At 34.9% G+C, this 21,528-nt stretch carries 14 protein-coding genes; 9 read left to right on the plus strand and 5 right to left on the minus strand.

Going from position 1 to position 21,528, the window contains the following annotated elements; all coding sequences use genetic code 11:
- The first annotated feature begins 22 nt into the window (after positions 1–22).
- Genes IC221_RS17285 through IC221_RS17295 form a run of 3 tightly spaced genes read left to right on the plus strand, consistent with a single transcriptional unit; the run spans position 23 to position 5,470 of the window.
- Positions 23–712 carry an ABC transporter ATP-binding protein gene (locus tag IC221_RS17285; protein WP_188170169.1) on the plus strand — a complete coding sequence of 230 codons (690 nt, stop codon included), beginning with the start codon at positions 23–25 and terminating at the stop codon, positions 710–712.
- Positions 713–727: 15 nt separating this feature from the next.
- A complete protein-coding gene (locus IC221_RS17290; RefSeq protein WP_188170170.1) occupies positions 728–3,085 on the plus strand; it encodes an ABC transporter permease in 2,358 nt (785 codons plus the stop codon).
- Positions 3,086–3,115: 30 nt separating this feature from the next.
- Positions 3,116–5,470: an ABC transporter permease gene (locus IC221_RS17295; RefSeq protein WP_188170171.1), complete on the plus strand. Its 2,355-nt coding sequence runs from the start codon at positions 3,116–3,118 to the stop codon at positions 5,468–5,470.
- Between the two features lie 150 nt (positions 5,471–5,620).
- On the opposite strand, the gene IC221_RS17300 is transcribed toward IC221_RS17295, so the two are convergent.
- Both IC221_RS17300 and recA read right to left on the minus strand, forming a co-directional pair.
- Positions 5,621–6,064 carry a hypothetical protein gene (locus IC221_RS17300; protein ID WP_188170172.1) on the minus strand — a complete coding sequence of 148 codons (444 nt, stop codon included), beginning with the start codon at positions 6,062–6,064 and terminating at the stop codon, positions 5,621–5,623.
- A gap of 370 nt (positions 6,065–6,434) precedes the next feature.
- Positions 6,435–7,490, minus strand: a complete 1,056-nt coding sequence (recA, locus tag IC221_RS17305) for a recombinase RecA (RefSeq protein ID WP_188170173.1) — start codon at positions 7,488–7,490, stop codon at positions 6,435–6,437.
- Between the two features lie 607 nt (positions 7,491–8,097).
- On the opposite strand from recA, the gene IC221_RS17310 reads away from it, so the two are divergent.
- From IC221_RS17310 to IC221_RS17330, 5 genes are all read left to right on the plus strand, one after another.
- A complete protein-coding gene (locus IC221_RS17310) occupies positions 8,098–9,483 on the plus strand; it encodes a pyridoxal-phosphate dependent enzyme (protein ID WP_188170174.1) in 1,386 nt (461 codons plus the stop codon).
- A 647-nt stretch (positions 9,484–10,130) separates the two neighbouring features.
- A complete protein-coding gene (locus IC221_RS17315) occupies positions 10,131–12,815 on the plus strand; it encodes a TonB-dependent receptor (protein ID WP_188170175.1) in 2,685 nt (894 codons plus the stop codon).
- The gene (locus IC221_RS17320; protein WP_188170176.1) at positions 12,815–13,588 is read left to right on the plus strand and encodes a hypothetical protein; all 774 of its coding nucleotides are present in this window, start codon (positions 12,815–12,817) and stop codon (positions 13,586–13,588) included. Before IC221_RS17315 ends, IC221_RS17320 begins: the two co-directional genes overlap by 1 nt.
- 142 nt (positions 13,589–13,730) lie before the next feature.
- A complete protein-coding gene (locus IC221_RS17325; protein ID WP_188170177.1) occupies positions 13,731–14,132 on the plus strand; it encodes a hypothetical protein in 402 nt (133 codons plus the stop codon).
- 185 nt (positions 14,133–14,317) lie between these two features.
- Positions 14,318–14,977: a hypothetical protein gene (locus IC221_RS17330; RefSeq protein ID WP_188170178.1), complete on the plus strand. Its 660-nt coding sequence runs from the start codon at positions 14,318–14,320 to the stop codon at positions 14,975–14,977.
- A 447-nt stretch (positions 14,978–15,424) separates the two neighbouring features.
- On the opposite strand, the gene IC221_RS17335 is transcribed toward IC221_RS17330, so the two are convergent.
- The 3 genes from IC221_RS17335 to IC221_RS17345 all read right to left on the minus strand — a co-directional run bounded on the left by IC221_RS17335 (position 15,425) and on the right by IC221_RS17345 (position 19,437).
- Positions 15,425–15,991, minus strand: coding sequence for a YceI family protein (locus IC221_RS17335; RefSeq protein WP_044206095.1), 567 nt, complete (start codon positions 15,989–15,991; stop codon positions 15,425–15,427).
- Between the two features lie 201 nt (positions 15,992–16,192).
- Entirely contained in the window at positions 16,193–17,230 is a 1,038-nt protein-coding gene (locus tag IC221_RS17340) for an aminopeptidase (RefSeq protein ID WP_188170179.1), read from the minus strand.
- 944 nt (positions 17,231–18,174) lie between these two features.
- On the minus strand, positions 18,175–19,437 hold the full coding sequence (locus tag IC221_RS17345; protein ID WP_188170180.1) for a spondin domain-containing protein: 1,263 nt from the start codon (positions 19,435–19,437) through the stop codon (positions 18,175–18,177).
- Between the two features lie 280 nt (positions 19,438–19,717).
- Here IC221_RS17345 and IC221_RS17350 point away from each other — a divergent pair, with 280 nt between their 5' ends.
- Positions 19,718–21,373 carry a C45 family peptidase gene (locus IC221_RS17350; protein WP_188170181.1) on the plus strand — a complete coding sequence of 552 codons (1,656 nt, stop codon included), beginning with the start codon at positions 19,718–19,720 and terminating at the stop codon, positions 21,371–21,373.
- Positions 21,374–21,528 lie beyond the last annotated feature (155 nt).

The raw sequence follows: 21,528 nt of genomic DNA on the forward strand, positions 1-21,528 counted from the left end.
TTCATATCATAAATCTTATACAATGATCAAATTAGAAAACATCAACAAGTACTTCGAAACAGAAGAGGTGCAAACTCAAGCCTTAAATAATATCAATCTCGAAGTACAAGAGGGAGAGTTTATTGCCATAATGGGTCCTTCGGGATGCGGTAAATCAACCCTTCTAAATGTTATTGGCTTATTAGAAAGTCCGTCTTCCGGTAATTATAAGCTAGATGGTGAAGAAGTGGCCAACTTCAAAGAATCACAAAGAACCAATCTTAGAAAAGGGAATATTGGGTTCGTATTTCAAAACTTCCACTTGATCAATCAGCTTACTGTTGCTGAAAACATCGCCCTGCCATTAGCCTATTTGGATATGAGCAAAAGTGATCGAAAAAAGAGAATTGAAGAGGTTTTGGACCGTTTGAAAATTAGTCATCGAAGAGGACATTATCCGCAACAACTTTCGGGTGGTCAACAACAACGTGTGGGTATCTGCAGAGCGGTAGTTTCTAACCCAAAACTGATTTTAGCCGATGAACCAACAGGTAATTTGGATTCCAAAAATGGTAAAGAAGTTATGGAATTACTCACCGAACTCAACAAACAAGGAGCGACAATTGTGATGGTAACCCACTCCCAAAGAGACGCAAATTATGCACATAGAGTGATCTCTCTTTTGGATGGTGAAATCGTAACGGAGGTAGAAAATGATATTGAGTTGTTCTAATTAAGCTAAATAACCATGTATAAGATTTATTTTAATTTAGCGGTTAGAAACCTGATCAAGAACTACCAAAATACCCTTATCAATCTGCTTGGATTGAGCCTTGGGTTGGCAAGTGCTCTGTTTATCTTTTTGTTCTTTCATCTTGAAACGAATTTTGATAATTTCTATAAAGACGACATTTATAGAATTACGCATAAAAGATTTATTTATGGAGATGTTGATCAGACCGCACAAGCGTTTTATCCGGAAGGAGGAACCTTTCTGGAAAAGATTGAAAACATCAATGAGATGTTCTTGATCAGCAACCCTAATCCATCACCTATTTATATTCTTAATCAACGTTATGCTGATATAAAAATGGCGGTAGGAAGTGCTAATTATTTTTCTTTCTTCGGAATTGAACTCCTTAGAGGTGATGCAGAAAAAGTACTTCAAGCCAACAACAGTGCAGTAATTACAGCATCGATGGCAGAGAAGGTATTTGGTAAGGCTGACCCTATTGGTCAGGAAATAGAATTGTATGGAACAAAGTTATTTATAGAGGGCATCATTCCTGATAGATCTGTCAATTCTCATCTACAATTTGATGTTTTATTCCCTGAAAAATGGCTCTCAGAAAAGAATGGTGCTTATTTGGGTTGGAATGGAGGTTGGAACTTTAATGTCTACATCAAATTACTTCATGATGACCAAAAAGAAGCGACTATAACTGCAATGAATAAGATATTGGATGAAGTATATCCTGGAGATGATTTTTCTATAGAAGCGTCTCTTCAGACTATCGAGTCCATTCATCTCAACAAAGGCCTCAGCTACGATACTGGCAACCCTAGAAGTGCTGAAAGTTTATGGATTATCATTGCCGCCGGATGTATTATTCTGTCGTTAGCGTTATTGAACTTTGTAGTTTTATATACTGCACAAAAAGATGAAGAAATCCATTCACTTACACTAATGAAAATTTACGGTGCTCATCATCGTGATTTATGGATTTCAACTTGTTTAGAGGTTTTTCTGATGGTTGGTATAGCCACTCTTATTTCGATTTGTACTTTAAATATATCGCTACCCTTCTTAAATGCTCAGTTGGTTACAAGAGTATTTCTAAGTAACTATATTCCATCTATTATAGGTTTTTATACCGTCATTGGGGTTGTTCTAACGATGTTATTGAGCAGTCTATCTTTGAGAGGCATTAAAAAATCTTCTTTGTCAAAAAGCTTGAATGGACAAACTAGTATTTACGCTTCAAAAGGATGGAGTGAAAAAGCCTTGCTCGTTTTTCAATTTTCTACCGTCTTTGTTTTATCATGTATTGGAATCACGGTTTATCAACAACATTATCATCTTCTTCATAAAGACCTTGGCTTCCAACATCAAAATGTATTTACAATTGACCTTTCCACTGTAATGCCATTAGAAGCTCAAAAGAGTTTCAAAGAAAAGATCCTTAAGAAACCAGGAATCGAAACGGTCAGTATGTCTTCTCAAATGATTGGTGTCGGGTTAACCAAAAATGGCTATTCGATTGGGGAAAGTGAAAAATCAGAGATTATCAATGCTTTATATGTCAGTAATGACTTTTTAGAATGTTTTGATATTCCACTGTTGGAAGGTGAAAATCTTCATACCAATAAAAATATTAGCGATCGTCAAATATTGGTCAACGAAGCCTTTAAAAAATTAGAGGGGTGGAATGGATTGGGCACCATAGTACATCGAGGCGGTAGAGATTATGAAGTCGTAGGCGTAATACCATCCATCAGTTTTAATTCATTGGCTTACCAAAGTGGTCCATTGGTTATTGGAACCTCAGCGAGGATAGATGGATGGAATTTTGATTATATCAACATAAAAACCTCTTCTAAAAACCCTTATCAATTAGCCAATGAAGTCTTGGAAGAGTTCCAAAAAGATTATCCCGATGTTCGTGCTTTTATCACCTTCTATAATGATGAGATCGAATACAACTACAATTACATTAAAAGTCAACAACAAGCAAATTTCTTCTTCGGGTGTATAGCTCTATTGATTGCCATTTCTGGACTATGGGGAATCACTCGATTTTCGGTATTAAAACGAACCAAAGAAATGAGTATCCGAAGAGTCAACGGTGCATCACGATTAGATATTCTCAAACTATTCAACAGAGATTATTTACAATGGATAGCACTATCGTTCCTTCTTGCGATGCCTATAGCAAATTACTTTGGAAATGATTGGCTGTCTTCATTCCCGGATCGTATCGGTATTGAATATGTTTCATGGGTAATGATGGGAGTAGTTGTAGTGGTCATCTCCGTAATTACAATTACGCTGATTTGCTGGAAAATCGTAAATATGAACCCTTCACAAGTCCTTCGAGATTTATAAAAAAACAACGCCTTAAATAGGACCAACAAAATGTATAGACTCTATTTTAAATTAGCAATAAAGAACTTACTGAAGAATTATCAGAATACTGTTATCAACTTACTGGGCTTAACTTTAGGCTTGGCAAGTGCGCTGTTTATATTTCTATTTTTTCTATCAGAAAGTAGTTATGATAGTTTCTATGAAAAGGATATTTATAGGACAAATTATAAGTTGAAAACCCCCAATGGAATTATAGAAATGGCGAGGGCTTTTTATATTCATGGACAAACTTTAAAAGAGAAGATTGATAATGTAGATGATTATGCTTTTATCGAAGTACCTTATCAAAATGATATATTGATCAATAAACAATCAGTGGGAGAGTACAATATCAGTGCTGTTGAAAATCACTTCCTTGACTTTTTTGATGTCGAACTAATACTCGGTGATAAAGAAACGGTGCTTAATGATCAAGATGAAGTACTTATTTCTGAATCATTTGCCAACACTTTCTTTAAAGGTGAAAGTCCGCTGAATAAAGAAATTGAGATCCCTGGTTCTACTCGAAAAATTAAGGGAGTCTTTAAAGATCTTCCGAGTAACAGTAGTTTACAATATGATATTTTATGTTCGATAGAACGCTATAAAGCCAATGACAAAAACCTTTATCATTGGGTAGGTTCCAATCCATTCTTTCTCTATCTCACTTTTAAAAACAAGGATCAAATCCCCAATAACCTCCAAAAAATAAATAAGATTTTTGAAAAAGAGTATGCTCCTTTTGGTGTTGAAATGTCTGTTACTTTACAACCAATAGAAGATATACACTTTGATTCACATCACCTTCTTTATGATATGCCCAAACTAAGATCTTATGAAAGTTTCTTAGTTGTTATTTCTACTGGTATCATCATCTTAATATTATCCCTAGTCAACTTTGTAGTGCTTTATACTGCTCAAAAAGATGAAGAAATTCAAACGCTTTCTTTAATGAAGATTTATGGAGCACATCACAAAGAAATCCTTATTTCAACCTGTATTGAAATAGGACTTTTGATCCTAATTTCTATTGGTTTTTCATTATTACCCTTTCACTTTGTACTCTCTTTTATCAATGAAAAATTAAACGCTGTCGTTTACTTAAGAGACTACCCTTTAGAAGTACTATTCTTTTACCTAAGTATAGGGACAATTCTAATAGTAGTATTAAGTTTTCTCTCATTGAGAGGTGTAAAATCCTTTTCTCTTGCAGAAAGTTTGAGTGGGCAAACACAATTATTTTCATCTTATCGATACGGAGACAAAATACTTTTAGTGTTACAATTCTCTACCGTATTTATTCTGCTTTCAGTAGGGTTCATCGTCCATCAACAATACCAACATCTACTAAAAGCAGATCATGGATTCAGCTATGAAAATATTTTCGCGGTCCCTATCTATTCTAGTTTTGAGAAGAGGGATGCCTACAAGGAAGAAATTAAAAAAATGGTAGGTGTAGAAGAAGTTACTTCTTCTCGTGAGTTTATTGGTGTAGGTAATAATATTAGTGTTGAGAGTGTTCAACTGGAAGGTTCCGATAGATGGAATATGGTTTCTACATTACATGTTGCTGGAAATTATATGTCATTCTTCGACATTCAATTATCTGAAGGAAAACACTTTGATACTAATCAAAAACTCCGTAGTACTGAATGCATTGTGAATAAAGAGTTCATTAAGAAAAACAGTGAGACACAAGTGGGGTCAATTGTAAAATATAATGACACAAATTATAAGGTAATAGGTATTGTAGACAATCTTGCTATCAGAGGATTAACACAGCCCAATGAACCTTTAATGATCATTACTACAAGAATGTTGGAGTTCTCCTATATCTATGTAAAATACTCTACCTCAAACCCCTTGGAATTAGCTCAAAAAGTAAGGAATAAATGGTTAGAGGGTAATCCTGATTATTTTCTGACGGATGCGATGTTCTATGATCAAAGTATTTATCGTGTTTATAAAGAAACCGAAGGGCAAAATCAGGCTAGTTTATTCTTTGGTGCAATCACTTTATTTATTGCGGTGAGTGGACTTTGGGGAATTACACGTTATTCCGTTTTACAAAGAACGAAAGAGATCAGTATCCGCAGGGTAAATGGTGCATCTGTGCAACAAGTTTTATTCTTATTCAATAAAGATTACTTACTATGGATATTTATTTCCTTCTTTATTGCTATGCCTTTGGCTCATTATTATAGCGTTGAATGGCTTTCCACTTTCCCGAATAGAATTCAAATTCAGTTTATCGATTGGATACTTCTTGGTATAGGAGTTTGTTTGATTTCTGTGATTACAATTACTGCTATCTGCTGGAAGGTAGTGAATACAAATCCTTCGGAGATTTTGAGGGATATATAATGACTAGCGTTGCACTGACAAAATAAATTAGAATTATATAGGATCTATTTTTGGCTTTGTACTTACTTTTAATAAAAAAGGTGTTATTCTATTTTTCAATAAAACAACACCTTTTGGATTACCTTAATGGTAGTTTGCTTACAATAAAAATTACTGCTTTGTGAATGTGTAAGTCTCCTCCGTTTTTTGATCATTCATATCTGTAATCGTTACCGGAATAGAGATTTCACCTTCTGGTAAAGCCGCCAATGTTACTGGAGTTATTGTCAATACATAAGCTGTAGCTTCTGCCACATCTTCATAGTTTACTCCTAATGTCAAATATACTAACTGTTGAGCTTGTGTTGAAGGTGCTTGAGCAAAGTCCATTTCGCCAAAATTAGGAATCGTCACTTTAAAGCTTTTGATTTTTGCTGGTGCAGCAACACTGATTGCAATTGTTGAAGTAGAAGTTACAATACCATCATCAACGCCAGTTACTGTAATGACAGGAGCTGTTAAATCACCAACTAAATCCTCTATCTCATCACTTGAACAGGCAGTAAGTGAACTTAAAAACAACATTGCTAAAAAATAGATAAGGTACTTTTTCATAGTTAAAAGTTTTCAAAAAGTAAGAATAATAAATTGTATGCATCAATTGTTTTGAGCATTTAACTTGATGCTTTATATAATTGAAACTAATAAATAGAATATTTGTTATCAACTAATTAAAAAGCTATTTCTAAAAAAATATAAATTGTAATATTAAGTAATATAAAATAGAGGGTTTTCATTCACCTAATCAGTGTGATACAAAATAGTACTTCAAAAAATAAATGCACATAATCTATTTCCATCACCTTCTACGACAGCAATTTTCATCTTAAATCTTTATCAAAAAAATACCCTATGCAACGAACTGTACATAGGGTATAAGTCAATAAACTATAATTACAGAAAGAAATATTTCTTTCAATGACGATTATTTTTCTTCTTTAGCTGGAGCAGCTTCTTCCTCTTCTGCAGGAGCCTGTCCAAATACTTGAACTTTGATCTTTTCTTCTAATTCTTCCATTAGCTCAGGATTGTTTTTGATCAACTCTTTTACAGTTTCTCTACCTTGACCTAATTTAGAACCACTGTATGAGAACCATGAACCTGCTTTGTTCACGATTTCAAATTCAACAGCCATATCTAATACCTCACCCGCACGAGAGATACCTTCACCATAAAGGATATCAAACTCAGTTTGTTTGAAAGGAGGTGCTACTTTGTTCTTTTGTACTTTCACTCTTGTACGGTTACCCGTTACGTTGTCAGCAGACTCTTTGATCGCACCGATACGACGAATATCCAAACGTACAGAAGCATAATATTTTAAGGCGTTACCACCAGTTGTTGTTTCAGGATTACCGAACATTACACCAATTTTCTCACGCAATTGGTTAATGAAAATAGCTGAACAACCTGTTTTGCTGATCGCACCAGTGATTTTACGCAATGCTTGAGACATCAAACGAGCGTGAAGACCCATTTTGCTGTCACCCATATCACCTTCTAATTCCGCTTTTGGTACTAAAGCCGCTACTGAATCGACTACCATTACATCAATAGCACCTGAACGTACTAATTGTTCTGCAATTTCTAATGCTTGTTCACCATGGTCAGGCTGCGCAACAAGAAGACGCTCCATGTCGATGCCTAATTTCTCAGCATAGATTTTATCGAAAGCGTGTTCCGCATCGATAAAGGCCGCCATACCACCTTGCTTCTGAGCTTCTGCAATGATGTGTAATGTAAGCGTTGTTTTACCAGAAGATTCAGGACCGTAAATCTCAATGATACGACCTTTTGGTACACCACCTACACCCAATGCTAAGTCAAGACCTAATGAACCAGTAGAGATAACGGGTACGTCTACAACATTGTCATCTGTCATTTTCATTACAGCTCCTTTACCGAACTGCTTTTCTAACTTCGCAATAGTAGTTTCTAGTGCTTTTAATTTTTCTGTGTTTTGACCTTTATCCGCAGCCATGATGATTATAATTTAAGTGTGTAAGTTCTTTTCAATGATCAACAGTAGAAACCTTTTCTCCTTATTGATACTACAAATCTAGGGGGTAAGAACGTAACATAAATACGTACTTCTAAAAAATGTCAGTTTTTTTCAACATTTTCTTCAATATTCATAAAATGTTTCATTTTTGAAACTATTATAGATAAATATTTAAACAAATATAAAATTTAGATTTTACAAAAACTATTAAAGATCAATATATTATCACAATATTGACATTTAATTAATCAATGATTTAAAATTTAGCAAAATGTAATAAATAATGATTAAGAATTAATCTAATAAGTACTTTTTGCCACACTATTTTTCATTCATAAAAGGAAACAGAGAACATAAAAACAGAAGTAAGATTCCTTTGTAATGAAGAAAGGTGAACCATAATGGTAAATTTTAAAAAATCACGTTCTAAATCAGTGGATTTGTGGAATAAATAATTGTTTCAAACAGGCACTTATGTAACTTTGAAGAAATTTGTAGCATTGTACAGCACAAGTACCAAGGTAAATGCAATCGGAGTTTTTACCTTTTCTTTTTAATCCTAGTACTTAAAAAGGCAGATACACACATGAGTAAAACACAAAATGACCTTATTTCTCTTATTGGAAATACACCTCTCGTAAAGGTTAGAAACATAGATACAGGCAACTGCGAACTTTATTTAAAATTAGAAAACCAAAACCCAGGTGGATCAATCAAAGATAGAATTGCTTTGAGTATGATTGATAATGCTGAGAAAGCAGGAAAAATCAAGCCGGGGGATACGTTAATTGAAGCTACAGCCGGAAATACGGGTTTAGGTTTGGCATTGATTGCTATTCTTAAAGGATACAAGCTGATATTAGTAATGCCTGACAAAATGAGTAAGGAAAAAGTAGCTCATTTGAAGGCAATGGGAGTAGAGGTACTTCAAACACGATCAGATGTTGGTAAAGGTCACCCTGAATACTACCAAGATATGGCAAAACGCCTATCAGAAGAAAAGGGATACTATTATATAGATCAATTCTCAAATCCTGACAACTCGTTAGCCCATGAGTTGACAACAGGACCTGAGATTTTATCACAAATGGATGGTGATGTAGATGCTGTAGTGGCAGGTGTTGGTTCTTCGGGAACAATCTCAGGTATGGCGGCTTTCTTCAAAAAAGCAAATCCATCTACGGAGTTGGTATTAGCAGATCCTGAAGGCTCGATCTTGAAGGACTATATTGATAAAGGAGAATACGGTGAAGCGGGTTCTTGGTATGTAGAAGGAATCGGTGAGGATTTTATCCCTGAAATTGCAGATTTCTCTTTAACTAAGAAAGCGTATTCTGTTTCTGATAAAGACAGTTTCAATACCGCTCGTGAGGTGTTGATGAAAGAAGGTATTTTAGCAGGTTCTTCTTCAGGTACATTGATTGCCGCTGCCTTGGAATACTGCCGCGAGCAAACAGAACCTAAACGTGTAGTAACGTTTGTTTGTGATAGCGGTAACAAATACTTCTCAAAGTTATTCAATGATAACTGGATGAAAGAAAAAGGGTTTATCGAGAAAGAAACATTCGGTGACCTTCGTGATTTGATCTCTAATTATTATGATAAAGGTGAAGTAGTGACGGCGAGCATTGAGGATACTTTATTGGATGCTTATAAGAAAATGAAGATGTACGATATCTCTCAACTTCCAATCATGGACGGAGATGAGATATTAGGTATCATCGACGAGTCAGATATTTTATTTAGTGTATATGATGATGAAACAGCCTTCGAGCGTTTCGTTGCCGAATACATGACAAGTAACTTGGTTGTGATCGAATCTTCTGATAGCATCGACAGATTAATGGAGATCTTCAGAGACGGTATGGTTGCGATCTTAGTCAATGGTGGAAAATTCGTAGGTCTAATCACAAAGATTGATGTATTAAATCATCTTAGACAGCAGACTTCTACTGATAAAGGTAAAGGATAAAACTTTTTGAAATAAGAGTCTTAATGGAAGAGTGAAGAGGTACTGAAGGTATCTTTTCACTCTTTTTTTATTTAATCCTATTAATCACAACTAATTAGGTGTTTCGTGCACCATAGTTAAAACTATGAGCAAGTGATAGATCAACCTCACCAAGACTAAAGTCTTAAAGGTTGAAAATGGAGGTAATACCTTAGTGTTGTTGGAGTCTGTATCACTTGCCTATGACTGAAGTCATGGGCTACAGTTTTTTCCTTCTCCTTTTGTTCCGAATACCTCCCTACACTTAACATCAATCACAAGAAATACAGGGTCAAAATCCTAACAATTACAAACAACAAAGTACACCCACTCTTGAAGAAAAAGGTATGTTACAAGACTATTAACACAGGTTTCATAATGCTGTCATACAGAATATTTATTTCGGAAACATTGTGCTACCTCTCATCATACATTCCGTTTTATGTTATGATTGTCAACGAAGAATCAACATTCATTTTCTAAAATTAGAATCTTAATTCGCCCTTCTAAGGTAACATTACAGTAATGTAAGTCCCTGCTAATTATTCACAGCCTAGTAATATTCGACAACCTACTTTTGCCCCATAATTTTCAAAAGATATCATCTCATTATCATAACTAAAACCAGCATGAAACATAATCTCTACCTAATTTTAACGGGGATATGTATAGCCTTATTCTCATCAAATAGTATTGGTCAGACAACTGACCTTTATGGAAAAATCATCGGTCCATCAGGAGATCCACTTCCATATGCTCAAATCAATGTACTAGAAACCACCTTCGCCAGTATTACGGATATGGATGGTAACTACCATATCAATAACGTGCCTTCAGGAAAATATGAAATCAGTGCAACTTACTTAGGCTACAATGCCGACGTGGTTTCAGTTACTCTTGAACCTGGTAATCCTTTGAAATTAAACATCATGATGAATGCTGATGTCACTGAATTGGATGGTGTAACCGTTTATGGTGAGTACACAAAAGGACAAGCAAAATCGCTCAACGAGCAGAAAAATGCCGTGAGTATCAAAAATATCGTTTCTTCAGAACAGTTCTCGACAATGCCGGATAGAAATGGTGCGGAAGCATTACAACGTATTCCAGGTATCTCCATTGTAAGAAACAGGGGAGAAGGTCAAAACATTCAGATTCGTGGTATGGCTTCTGAGTACAACCAAGTACAAATGAATGGTACGCCAATGCCAGGTGGTGAAGACAGCCGTGGTGCTGCACTTGATTTTATGTCGGCTGATATTATGGAGTCGATTGAAGTTAAGAAGACGTTGACTCCAGATATGGACGGCGGTGCTATTGGTGGTGCGGTCAACTTTACTTTAAAAGATGCTCCTTCTGAATTTACATTAAGAGCCATTACTTCAGGTGGTAAAAACTTCCACGCAGATCCATTTAATGATGGCTGGGGATTGGGGCAACAAAACCATAGTTTATATGTAGGTAACCGTTTCTTCAATGACAAACTTGGTGTGTATGCTACGGGTAGTTATTACCTGACTAATAGAGGTACTGTATTAGAAGAATACACGCTGAACGACGACGATCAACTGACAAGAAAAAGATGGAATGACTATGATGTAAGACGTGAACGTTATGGCTACAACGTGGGTATGGATTATAAATTTGATGACAACAACATCATTAGAGCTTCCTACAACTCCAACTTCTTTAATGATGACAGAAGAAGAGGCCGAACTAATTTCAACTATAAATATGATCTAGATACTCCTGATGCTCCAGTGGCTTCTTTTACAGAAGATAGAGAAACACAAACGCGAGCCAAAAGAACAATGACGGACATGTTTGGTATTGGTGGTGAACATCGCTTCAAAAGTGGTTTGAAGTTAGATTATAAAGCAACTAGAATTAAAACGGTAATTGATGAACCTGACGGAACGCAATACTATTTTAGCAGAACGCTAGGGACACATCACTTCGACAATATGAGTCCTTGGGATTTAGATGGAACAATGGCTTTAGAGCCTGACAATATGTTGGAAATGAATAAGCCAGTGCGTATTGACACGAAAGAAAATACAGAATTGGATCACTCTTTCACGATCAATGCTTCACAACCTTTCCGTTTCTTGGGTGAGACTTCTACCATCTCTGCTGGCTACAAAATGTGGCATAAAGATAAGGTAAACGATGCCAGAAGGGCAACAATGGAAAACCTTGAACCTATCTACCTTGCTCCAGGACAATTCTACAGAAGAGACCTCCGTTTCACTGATCCTGAGTTTGCTGATTTACCACTTGGTAGTCCTCAAGAAAACTATGAAGTCAAAAATCAAAACTACCAAGCCGATGAGATTATCAACTCTGGTTACTTGATGGGAGATATTCAATGGACTTCTAAATTCAATACACTAATTGGAGCTCGTATTGAAGCGACTAGAAACAGCTATGAATTCCGTGAATACGATGAAAATAGTGGTGAATATGTTAGAACTCTTTCAGATAATTCTTCTTACATCAATGTATTGCCATCCATCAATGCTGTATATAGATTCAATGAGAAAAACATGTTGAAGGCAGCAGTGGCTCAAGGTTTAAGTAGACCTTCATTTACAGCACTTATCCCAAGAGAAGTGATTGATGATGAAAACTTCACAAAGCGTTTATCAAACCCTGATCTTCAGCCTGCAGTGTCTACTAACTTTGATTTGATCTTTGAAAGATACACTGACAACATGGGGTACTTTACATTTGGTGTATTTGCGAAGTTCCTAGAAAATCAGATTTATACTTCTAAAAACTTTGTGGAAGAAAACGGTCAAATCTGGGAAATCACAAGACCTGAAAACGGTGAAAGTTCTCACTTATATGGTTTCGAAGTGGCATACAGCAAAAACTTGAGAGACTTTAATGTACCAATGTTGAAATGGATGAATGTAATGGCCAACTATACTTACACACTGTCTGAACAAGAATTAGAAGACGGCAGAAAAGTAGTAATGGGTAATAGCCCAAGAGATATGGCCAACTTTATATTGACTTACGACAACCCTAAAAACGGTCTTATGATTGCGATTGCGGGTAACTACAGAGGTCCATTATTGATTGATGTGGCAGACAGACAAGATAGAGATGTTTACTTCACTTCTCAGTTCCATTTAGATATCTCCGCTAGTTACAAGGTGAATAATCAGTTCAGCGTTTTCACTCAAATGAACAACTTGACAAACCAAATGGAAATTGAAACTTATGGTAACCCTACTCATGATCATTTATTGCATCAAACCGAGCAATATGGTCCTACTGTTACAGTCGGTTTAAAGTTTGAATTATAATGAAAAGATACTATTTATGTTTCCTCTTGTGCATTGCTTTCTTGAGCTTAAAAGCACAAGAGGAAGTAAAAAGATATAAGGCACCACATGCCCGTCAAGCAGTGGCCGCTACAGAAGAATTTTTCTTTGTGGTGGATAATAATACTATCGTTAAAAGAAATATTTCTGATGGAGAAGAAGTGAAAAGATGGCAAGACGATCGTCTGAAGCATTTAAACAGTGCCTACATCCAAAACGATACGCTTTTCTGTGCCCATTCCAATTACCCTGAAATCCCGATGCATTCTTCCATTGAAATGTGGGACATCAATACCTTAGAGCATATCGGAAATCATAGTTTTGGTATTGATATCGGGTCTTGTACATGGATTGTTCAGCAGAAAGAGCATTGGTATGTAATGTTTGTACATTATGCCAACGAAGGAAAAATGCAGAAAAACCGTGACGTTTCTTGGTCTCAGCTGATCCAATATGATTTGAATTGGAATAGAAAAGAAGCATGGGTATTACCGAAAGCATTAATCGAAAAAGTATCTCCCTATAGTATATCAGGGGGTGTTCTTTTAGAAGATGAAACAATCCTCTGTACACATCACCACTTCAATGAATTATATACTTTAAAATTCCCAACAATGGGATCTACCTTAATCTGGGAGAAAACAACTCCATCTCCGGTAAGAGGTCAAGGTATCGCTATTGATCCTAAAGGAAACCTTTGGGGAATTGACAAGAAAAGCAGAGAGGTGATAAATGTTAAAAATAATATTTTGTAAAGACAACTGGTTTAGATTTTTACAAAAGAAAGGGTGAGGGTAGTCTTCGGATTACTTTTCATCCTTTTCTTTTTTATTGAATAGGGAAAATAGAAACAACTCTTTGTTCAACTTGTTATACCATCAACCAAAAGGTATACAAATGATGAAACAAATTACTCACATGATGGTAATAGCGGGATTGTTACTTTCATGTGAAGCTCCCCAAAAAACGAAAAAAGAAGTTTTGACTTTCAAGCCCTTTGAAAAAATTCAAGGTGAATATATTTTAGATTCCGCAAGGTTTACTGAAATCCTAAAAACAGATGTCATTCCTGATCATACTAGTGGCAAGGTGAGAATCGAAGAAGACTCTATTTTTCTAACCTTTCTTTATTCTAATTTGACCAGTGAAGTCAATGCAAAACTGGTAATGGATAAAGACAGTGTTACGGTAAATGAAGGTGGGATTACGAAAGCTTTCTTGGTACATCGAAAACATAGGATTTATTATGTTTCTTTAGATCGAAAGGCTTTTATTCCATTTAAAAAACTATACAACTAGTTCAAGTCTTTAGCTGAAAGCGTGACTTGGACCTATTGCTGTAAAAGGAATAAGGTACTTGTGGTACTTTCTTCCTCATTTTTTAATATTTCAAATGAACTTAAGAGAAAAATCAATTTTATTGATTTACTAAAATTCATACCTTACTTATTAAGTCATAACAAACTCTTCATTATCGATTAATTATGCTTAAAACGCAAACCATACTTTACTTACTCATTGGTCTCCTATTTTCATGTAACAGAGAATTAGATGTTTTTCATGAAAATAAACAATCAGAATCATATAAAGTGAAAATTTATAGAAACTGGGAACTTTCTCCCAATTCATCACTAAACACCTATTCCGATTTTAATCTGAAAATCACTACTTCTTTCCTAGATAAAAGTATAAAGACATTTGACTATGGTGGTTTCTATTTTGTTTATGATGACTATCAAAATAAGCTAAAAGGTAATTGGCTCGAAGAAGAAGAAAAAGAATGGAATTTTGTAGATAAAAAAACGTTCACAATCAATCATCAACAAATCAGTGTTAGTAAGTTCGTTGAATTAAGACATAAAAAATTTTCATGTACAGCATCAAACTATGACACTATTAGTACACTATATTTTAGTAATGAATTAGGTCTAATTCACGATTTAGGTTGGAGATACCAAATGAATTTTGAAGTAACAGAAAATTCAATTTTAGAAGGTATTGATGATGTTAAACTGTTATTTGAAAAGTTAAATAAGGATGAAGATTTTTATCCTAATGTACATAAAACTGCATTACGAAAAGCGTTTAAAGAAATAATAATTCCTCAAGAGGAAGAAATAGATATTGAACTACTCGAACCATAATTTTAAAAATCAATATCTTTTCAACTTTACATCAAAATATTCATCATAAATCACATCATTTTTTACTGTACCTCCTTAAACTCAAACTGGTTCAAGTCTTAAGTTGAAAGCGTGACTTTTTACAATTGTAAGCACAAGTGACGCTGTGCTGAACACTTGCGCTAGTGGCTGAGGCAAAATAAAAGGGAGTCAAGTATCAATACTCGACTCCCTGTATATTTAGTCAACTAAGAGAAAAACTAATGCCGTTTTGCTTTCCAATCTTAGTTCTTCTAAATCAATTTCTTAAAGCTGTTGTATATTTAAAATTGGGATAAGTTGGATTATTATTTTTTTGCCTAATCAAGGCAGAATTGAAGAGTATAGCCTTAGCTACGTAATGATATTCTAACGCAGAGTTGGCTAAAAAAGAAAATCCAAAACTTCCAATTTTAGTTATACAATAGCTTAAAGCGTAGTTACTTTGAAGCTGATGTCAAAGTTGTTAGAGATCGCTTTGTCACCTAAGTTATCAAAGAATGAATCAGAACCATATTTTAAACCGAATTTAGTTCTGTCGATTTCAATTGCACCCTCTAATACGTACTTTTTACCTTCTTCTTTTAACGACGCATCAAAAGCAACTTCTTGAGATACTCCTTTGATAGTCATATCACCAGTTAATTTTAATTTATCACCGTCTTTAGTTGCTGATTTTAAAACGAATTTTGCAGTAGGATATTTTTCAACATCGAAGAAATCTCCAGATTTTAAGTGACCATCAAGTTTTTGCTTCCACTCACCCTCTAAATCTGTTGAGCTTAATGAAGTCAAATCGATTTCGATCTCACCACCTTTCAATGCACCTTTTTTGATTTTCAATTCACCACCTTTTACAGCTACTGTACCTGTGTGCGTTGAACCTACTACTTTGTGACCTACCCATTCTACTTTTGAGTTGTCAGCAGAGATTTTTTGGCCAAATGAAACTAAAGAGAATAAAACTGCTACTAGTGTTAAAGTAATGCTTTTCATGATATTAAAGTTAAGATTTTAAATGTTTTATTGAGTATGTTGTGAACAACTCTTGTTTTCTGTTTTATTGTTGATACAAATATATGTACCGGTAATATTTGTTCAAACAAATTATAAGATATTTTTTCATTAAAAATAATAACTTACTGATTTTCAATTATAAAAAATATAACTCTAAAAACTATCTTTTTTTGATTTTGTTTAGAAAAGTGGTTTATAAGTTTCTTTTAGATAATCCATATAAGCATGAAAATCGCTATTGAAGTCGTTTTCAAACTCCTCTTTAAAGTCATTTTGCTGTCCTCTGTAGCGTTTATAACTCATAAAGAAAGTATTATTGGGAGTGAAGTCTTCAAAGTATCGGCAATAACCACTATTGGCAAAAGATAGATCTTGGATACCCTCTGTGATTTCTTTTATTTTTTGATCTTTTAATCGATTCTTTTCTTCTACACTCATTTCATCTGTAAAAGAATTATAAAGCATATCTAGTTCTTTTGTCCCTTGAAGAATATATTCTGAAAATGTCTTTCGATCTTTTTTTCGAGCCATGTATTTCACATACTCCAAGGAATGTTGGCCAAACTTATGAACCAAAAACTTCTTGGCACCTTCATCTCCTACAAAATCTGCTAAGTTTTCATTATACGATACACTACTTTTGACATAGAGTGTTCCATGCGTGAGTTCATGAATGATTAACTGCGTTAAACTCCCCTCACTTCTTTCGAGCATACCAGAAAGAATAGGATCATTTAAAATCCCCAACGTTGACCATGCAGACACTCTTCCTACTTCAGCATCCCAACCTTCATTTGTCAATTGTTCCTTTGCTTGGGTAGCTAAGTTTTCATCAAAAAAACCTTTATATGAGAAGGCCCCGAAAATAGGGAAAGACCATTTTTTAGCTTTTAACTCAAAGGGTTTACAAGCAGTAATCGTCCAAAGAATTGGTTTTCCTTTTTGATCATAAAGCTTGGTATAACTTTCAGAAGGATTCAATCCCAGTGAATCTACTGTAAACTGTCTTATTTCCTGAATTAGTCTTATTTTTTCTTTTTGCTGATCTGTAAAAGAAGTATCCTTTAAAAACACCTCAATGGGCTGAGCATTCGTTATAATATCAATCTGACCTAAACCCTGCCTGATACCATAAATTGTTTCTTCATGATAATACCCTAAGAAGCAGAACACACTCAGAAGTAGTGTTAGAAAAAATCTTTTAAGCCAAGTTATCATTAGATTTTTATTCATGTATATTATTTAGTGTCATTTATTATGGTTTGACTTTGGCTTAGTACTACATTGTAAATGTGAAATGAAAGCAATTTTCTTCTCTATTTTATGAGACAAAATGAATTGATGTTTGAGTACTAAAACGTATCACAAACATAAAATTTTAATTTAAATAAGTACTCAACCTAAAAAAGATTCTTATTCATTCTACTGGTAAATTTTTAGTAAGTACTACATTGTAAACTAAGTTTTCGAATATTTAAGGTATTTAGAAATCAGGAGATTTCTACTGATCTGTAGGACACGAATGCCGCTAACGCTTAACATTCGCGCCAGTGAACATTCTACTCAATTCATTTGCTACTTCTTCCCTCGGCCTTGAAGGGAAAAGCGTCAAGAATTTCATGTATTGAGCCGTTAAAAATGATTTTGTTGTTTGAGCGCAGCGAGTTTAAAATCATTGAGGCGAGAGAAATGGAATTTAGCTTTTGACTTCTAAGCCTTGAATTTTTTGCTTCGTTTTTGTTTCAAGACAAAAATGAAGAAGAAGGAAGTTTGAAAGTAGATCCTATAAATGCTTGCAGAAAGGTCTATTAAAAGTTGACAATAATTTAGTTTACAATGTACTTAACCTACTGAAAGCGGAACAATAGTCCTTAGTTCATTTCCTAAAAACATAAAGTGCTCCAAAAGCAAAAACCTTCCACTAAAAGTGAAAGGCTTAATGTATCTCTCTATTCAATCAATTTAGCAATAATCGTCATTGCTAATATATACAGTGTATGAACTGTTGGTTTATCCTTAATAACGGTTGAATGGGTTAATAAAATAAGTAACAGGAAACAGTAGTAATCGGGAATGAGTTGTAATTTTTAAAGAAAGAGTGAAGAATTAGATAGACTATTATATCTCGATCCTTTTCTCCACTCTTATATAATTGATCACTTTTATTGCTGTGAAGAAGTAATTGTTACTCTTAACATTTCAGAGTTTGCGAGTAAATTTGAACTAGGTGAACCTTCTACCTCAATAGTTCCATCTTCTGTCATCCCTGAGTTCGGTCCTGGTTGACGTGGTGCTTGGTATGGACCTGCACCTGCGTATTCATCTACTTCAGATCCTCCATCAATTAAAATCAATTGGTTTGAAATATCACCACTGATTGGAGAACCATTATTAAAGAGCTTAATATTATCAAAACCTAATACCCAATCATTTGATTGTACTAGCATAGTAGCCATTGATAACATATCTCCGTCCATTGCAGTGAAAGTGAATGAATATTTTTCACCAGGGAAAATTGGAGCAGGAGCACTTGCACCTTCAGGTGTATTGAAGTGGTTTGTAAAACCTGATGGATTACCATCTTCTGTCAACATCTCGAATTCAGAAGTAGGTGCGGCACCCAATGTGAAAATTGTATTTGCATTACCTACTGAATAAGCTCCTGGAGCAAATGGGGACACTAACCCTGTCATAGAAGCAAATGCTGTTGATAATACATCTGTACCTCCATCTTCGGCCAAATCTTCTAAGCCTTCTGATGCCGCTTGATCTTTTTGGAATAATGGATACTGTCCTTTAGAATGCACCACCCAATTACCTGGAGCAAAAGGTGTAGGAACTGAAGCATTGGCCGAAACATTAGAAACAGTTACTGTAAACATCGTTCCTCCATCATGCTTTATACTTACATTGATCACATCATCCTTTGCTGGGTAAGTGTAACCATCATTCACTTCTGAGATTAACTTCACCACACCATTTTCAGCAGTACCCGTATCTGGTCCTGATTGACGAGGTGCTTGATTTGTACCAACGCCCGGTTCTTCATTCACTTCAGTACCTGCATCCCATAAATAGAAATGAGAAGTAATATCTCCGGTTAAAGCGTTTCCATCATCATCATACAATGCGATTCCTCCTTCCATGGGTGCATAAAAGAGGTCATTCGATTGTACAAACATTGTCGCAAAGCTTAAATAATGTCCTTTACCTGCATTAAAACTAAAATCTTGAGAATTTCCTGGAGTAATTAGTCCGTCTGTGGCACCTTGTGCAAAGAAGTCTTTTGCTTGAAATGCGTTTTCGATTGTAACGGTAAAAGTTGTTTCTGGTAATACTGTTGGAGTGTTATTGTTATCGTCATCAGTACAACTTGTAAATGCTAAAGCTGACAATAAAGTACCAGCTAAAATTGAGTTTTTCATTTTGTTGATAGGTTAAATTTTATAGTATAGAGTGTGCAACTAAATTGAGTTTAGAAGCTTAAAAAGACTTGTTTTGAGCGTTTTATTCAAAGCCTTTTCGTGATTTGTTTTACAATTTTACCTTTCTTTTTCTCCACGAAGTGTGAGCCCCTTCACATTTAGAAAAAAAAGTTCAAAAAAAAGTCATGTAACTTTTTCATCAAAAATTTTGTTTTAAGGTTGAAACAGATTTTTAAACCATTTCTTTACCCATACTTTTCTATACTTCTTATCACTTACTATGAATTCTTTAGCTAGAAAACTCAGTTTTATTCTTTTCCTATTGTTATTGATTAGCATCACATGGATGCAATCCTGGGTATTTATTCCTACACCTACAATTCATGATACATCGATTATTCACGAACAGGTAGATACACTAGGTCATAATCGTTATAGCCTCAAGAACAACTTTATCATTAAAAAACAAGATAAAATATGGGAGCTTTACACCGAAGGAACTCCTTTTGAGATTGGTTATAGTACTGGTGCCTTAAGTAAAAGTTTTTTACAGGAACAGGAAGCTATTTTTGCCTATAGAATGGTAGAGCATGCCCCAGGAAAACGCCCTAACTTAGCCCGCTTTTTAAGTGCTTATTACAACAGGCACATGGACAACCGTATCTTACCTGAATACTGTGAAGAAATGTACGGCATCTCTTACCACATGAATCCTAAGTTTAATATTCTTGGCTCTCCTTATCAGAGAATACTTAATTATCATGGTATTTATGATACGCAGCATGCTTTTGAAAAAATGGATGTGAAAGTAAATTCAGCATTTGCGATTAATGGAGCAAAAACAAAAGATCATGATGTATTAGTGGGAAGAAATTTTGACTTCTTTTTACATGATCAGCACCGTACTGATAAAATTGTACACTTCGTAAAACCTATTGAAGGTTATAAGTTTGCCTCTGTCAGCTGGGCAGGGTTTATAGGTGCCGTATCTGGCATGAATGAAACGGGACTTACTGTCACCATCAATACCGCTGAGTCACAAATCCCATTTGCTGCTACGATGCCCATGTCATTAATTGCAAGAGAAATTTTACAGTATGCTCAAACGGTAGAGGAAGCTTTTAATATTGCACATACCAAAGAAGCTTATGTCAATGAATCGATCTTGGTTTCTTCTGCTTTTGATAATACAGCGATTATTATAGAAAAAACGCCTCATGGTATTGACTCTATCAAAATGAGAAATAACGAACTGGTTTGTACTTCGCATTTACAAACTGATGAGCTAAGAAAACCCATGGCTTATGATCCTTCTTATGCCTCTTATTATAGAGCTATTCGAATACAAGAACTCATCAATCAGAAAAATGAATTTACAGTAGAAGACATTGCCTCTATTTTGCGTGATACAGATGGTTTTGAAGATCAACCCATCGGTTTAGGAAATGCCAAAAGCATCAACTCTTTACATCTACATCATTCTATTATCTTTAAACCGGAAACTAGAGAAATGTGGCTTTCAACAAGTCATCATGGTATGGAAGAGTTTATATGTTATAATTTGGATTCTGTTTTCTCGAATTCACAAAACTATCCACCTCCTACAACACTTGCTTCTAATGCGAAACAAATTTCAGAAGCAGGACCTGATCATTGGGAAAACTACCACAACTATAAGCAATTCAAAGGAATGTCTTTCCAGTTTAGGAATTGGAACAGTCAGCTTCCACCTATTTCACAAAAGGCCATTGATGAGTTTATAGCACTCAATCCCAAAGGATATAATGTATATGAAATCATAGGAGATTATTATATCAAGGCTCATCAAAATAAAAAGGCTGCGGAATATTATCAGAAGGCGTTAGAAAATGAAGTAGCCACCCATCAGTCTCGTCAGTTTATTAAAGAAAAATATGAGCTGGTGATGAGGGATTAATTGCAATGTAAACTAAATTTCCATTAATTTATATAATTCCTTTTATGGAGGATAAAGGGTAGTGTATTGTGGTTCGCGAGGGGCTGTCGCAAAACTAAGATTTGAATAAATAATCATTATGTTTAACTTATAACATAATGATTATTTACTATGCT

Origin of the sequence: Flammeovirga sp. EKP202 (genome assembly GCF_014534745.1) — a bacterium.
GTDB lineage: Bacteria > Bacteroidota > Bacteroidia > Cytophagales > Flammeovirgaceae > Flammeovirga.

What these genes read in the sequence shown, in the direction of transcription:
- IC221_RS17285 (WP_188170169.1), top strand. Translation starts at nt 23, where the DNA reads ATGATCAAATTAGAAAACATCAACAAGTACTTCGAAACAGAAGAGGTG.
- IC221_RS17290 (WP_188170170.1), top strand. Translation starts at nt 728, where the DNA reads ATGTATAAGATTTATTTTAATTTAGCGGTTAGAAACCTGATCAAGAAC.
- IC221_RS17295 (WP_188170171.1), top strand. Translation starts at nt 3,116, where the DNA reads ATGTATAGACTCTATTTTAAATTAGCAATAAAGAACTTACTGAAGAAT.
- IC221_RS17300 (WP_188170172.1), bottom strand. Translation starts at nt 6,064, where the DNA reads ATGAAAAAGTACCTTATCTATTTTTTAGCAATGTTGTTTTTAAGTTCA.
- recA (WP_188170173.1), bottom strand. Translation starts at nt 7,490, where the DNA reads ATGGCTGCGGATAAAGGTCAAAACACAGAAAAATTAAAAGCACTAGAA.
- IC221_RS17310 (WP_188170174.1), top strand. Translation starts at nt 8,098, where the DNA reads ATGAGTAAAACACAAAATGACCTTATTTCTCTTATTGGAAATACACCT.
- IC221_RS17315 (WP_188170175.1), top strand. Translation starts at nt 10,131, where the DNA reads ATGAAACATAATCTCTACCTAATTTTAACGGGGATATGTATAGCCTTA.
- IC221_RS17320 (WP_188170176.1), top strand. Translation starts at nt 12,815, where the DNA reads ATGAAAAGATACTATTTATGTTTCCTCTTGTGCATTGCTTTCTTGAGC.
- IC221_RS17325 (WP_188170177.1), top strand. Translation starts at nt 13,731, where the DNA reads ATGATGAAACAAATTACTCACATGATGGTAATAGCGGGATTGTTACTT.
- IC221_RS17330 (WP_188170178.1), top strand. Translation starts at nt 14,318, where the DNA reads ATGCTTAAAACGCAAACCATACTTTACTTACTCATTGGTCTCCTATTT.
- IC221_RS17335 (WP_044206095.1), bottom strand. Translation starts at nt 15,991, where the DNA reads ATGAAAAGCATTACTTTAACACTAGTAGCAGTTTTATTCTCTTTAGTT.
- IC221_RS17340 (WP_188170179.1), bottom strand. Translation starts at nt 17,230, where the DNA reads ATGATAACTTGGCTTAAAAGATTTTTTCTAACACTACTTCTGAGTGTG.
- IC221_RS17345 (WP_188170180.1), bottom strand. Translation starts at nt 19,437, where the DNA reads ATGAAAAACTCAATTTTAGCTGGTACTTTATTGTCAGCTTTAGCATTT.
- IC221_RS17350 (WP_188170181.1), top strand. Translation starts at nt 19,718, where the DNA reads ATGAATTCTTTAGCTAGAAAACTCAGTTTTATTCTTTTCCTATTGTTA.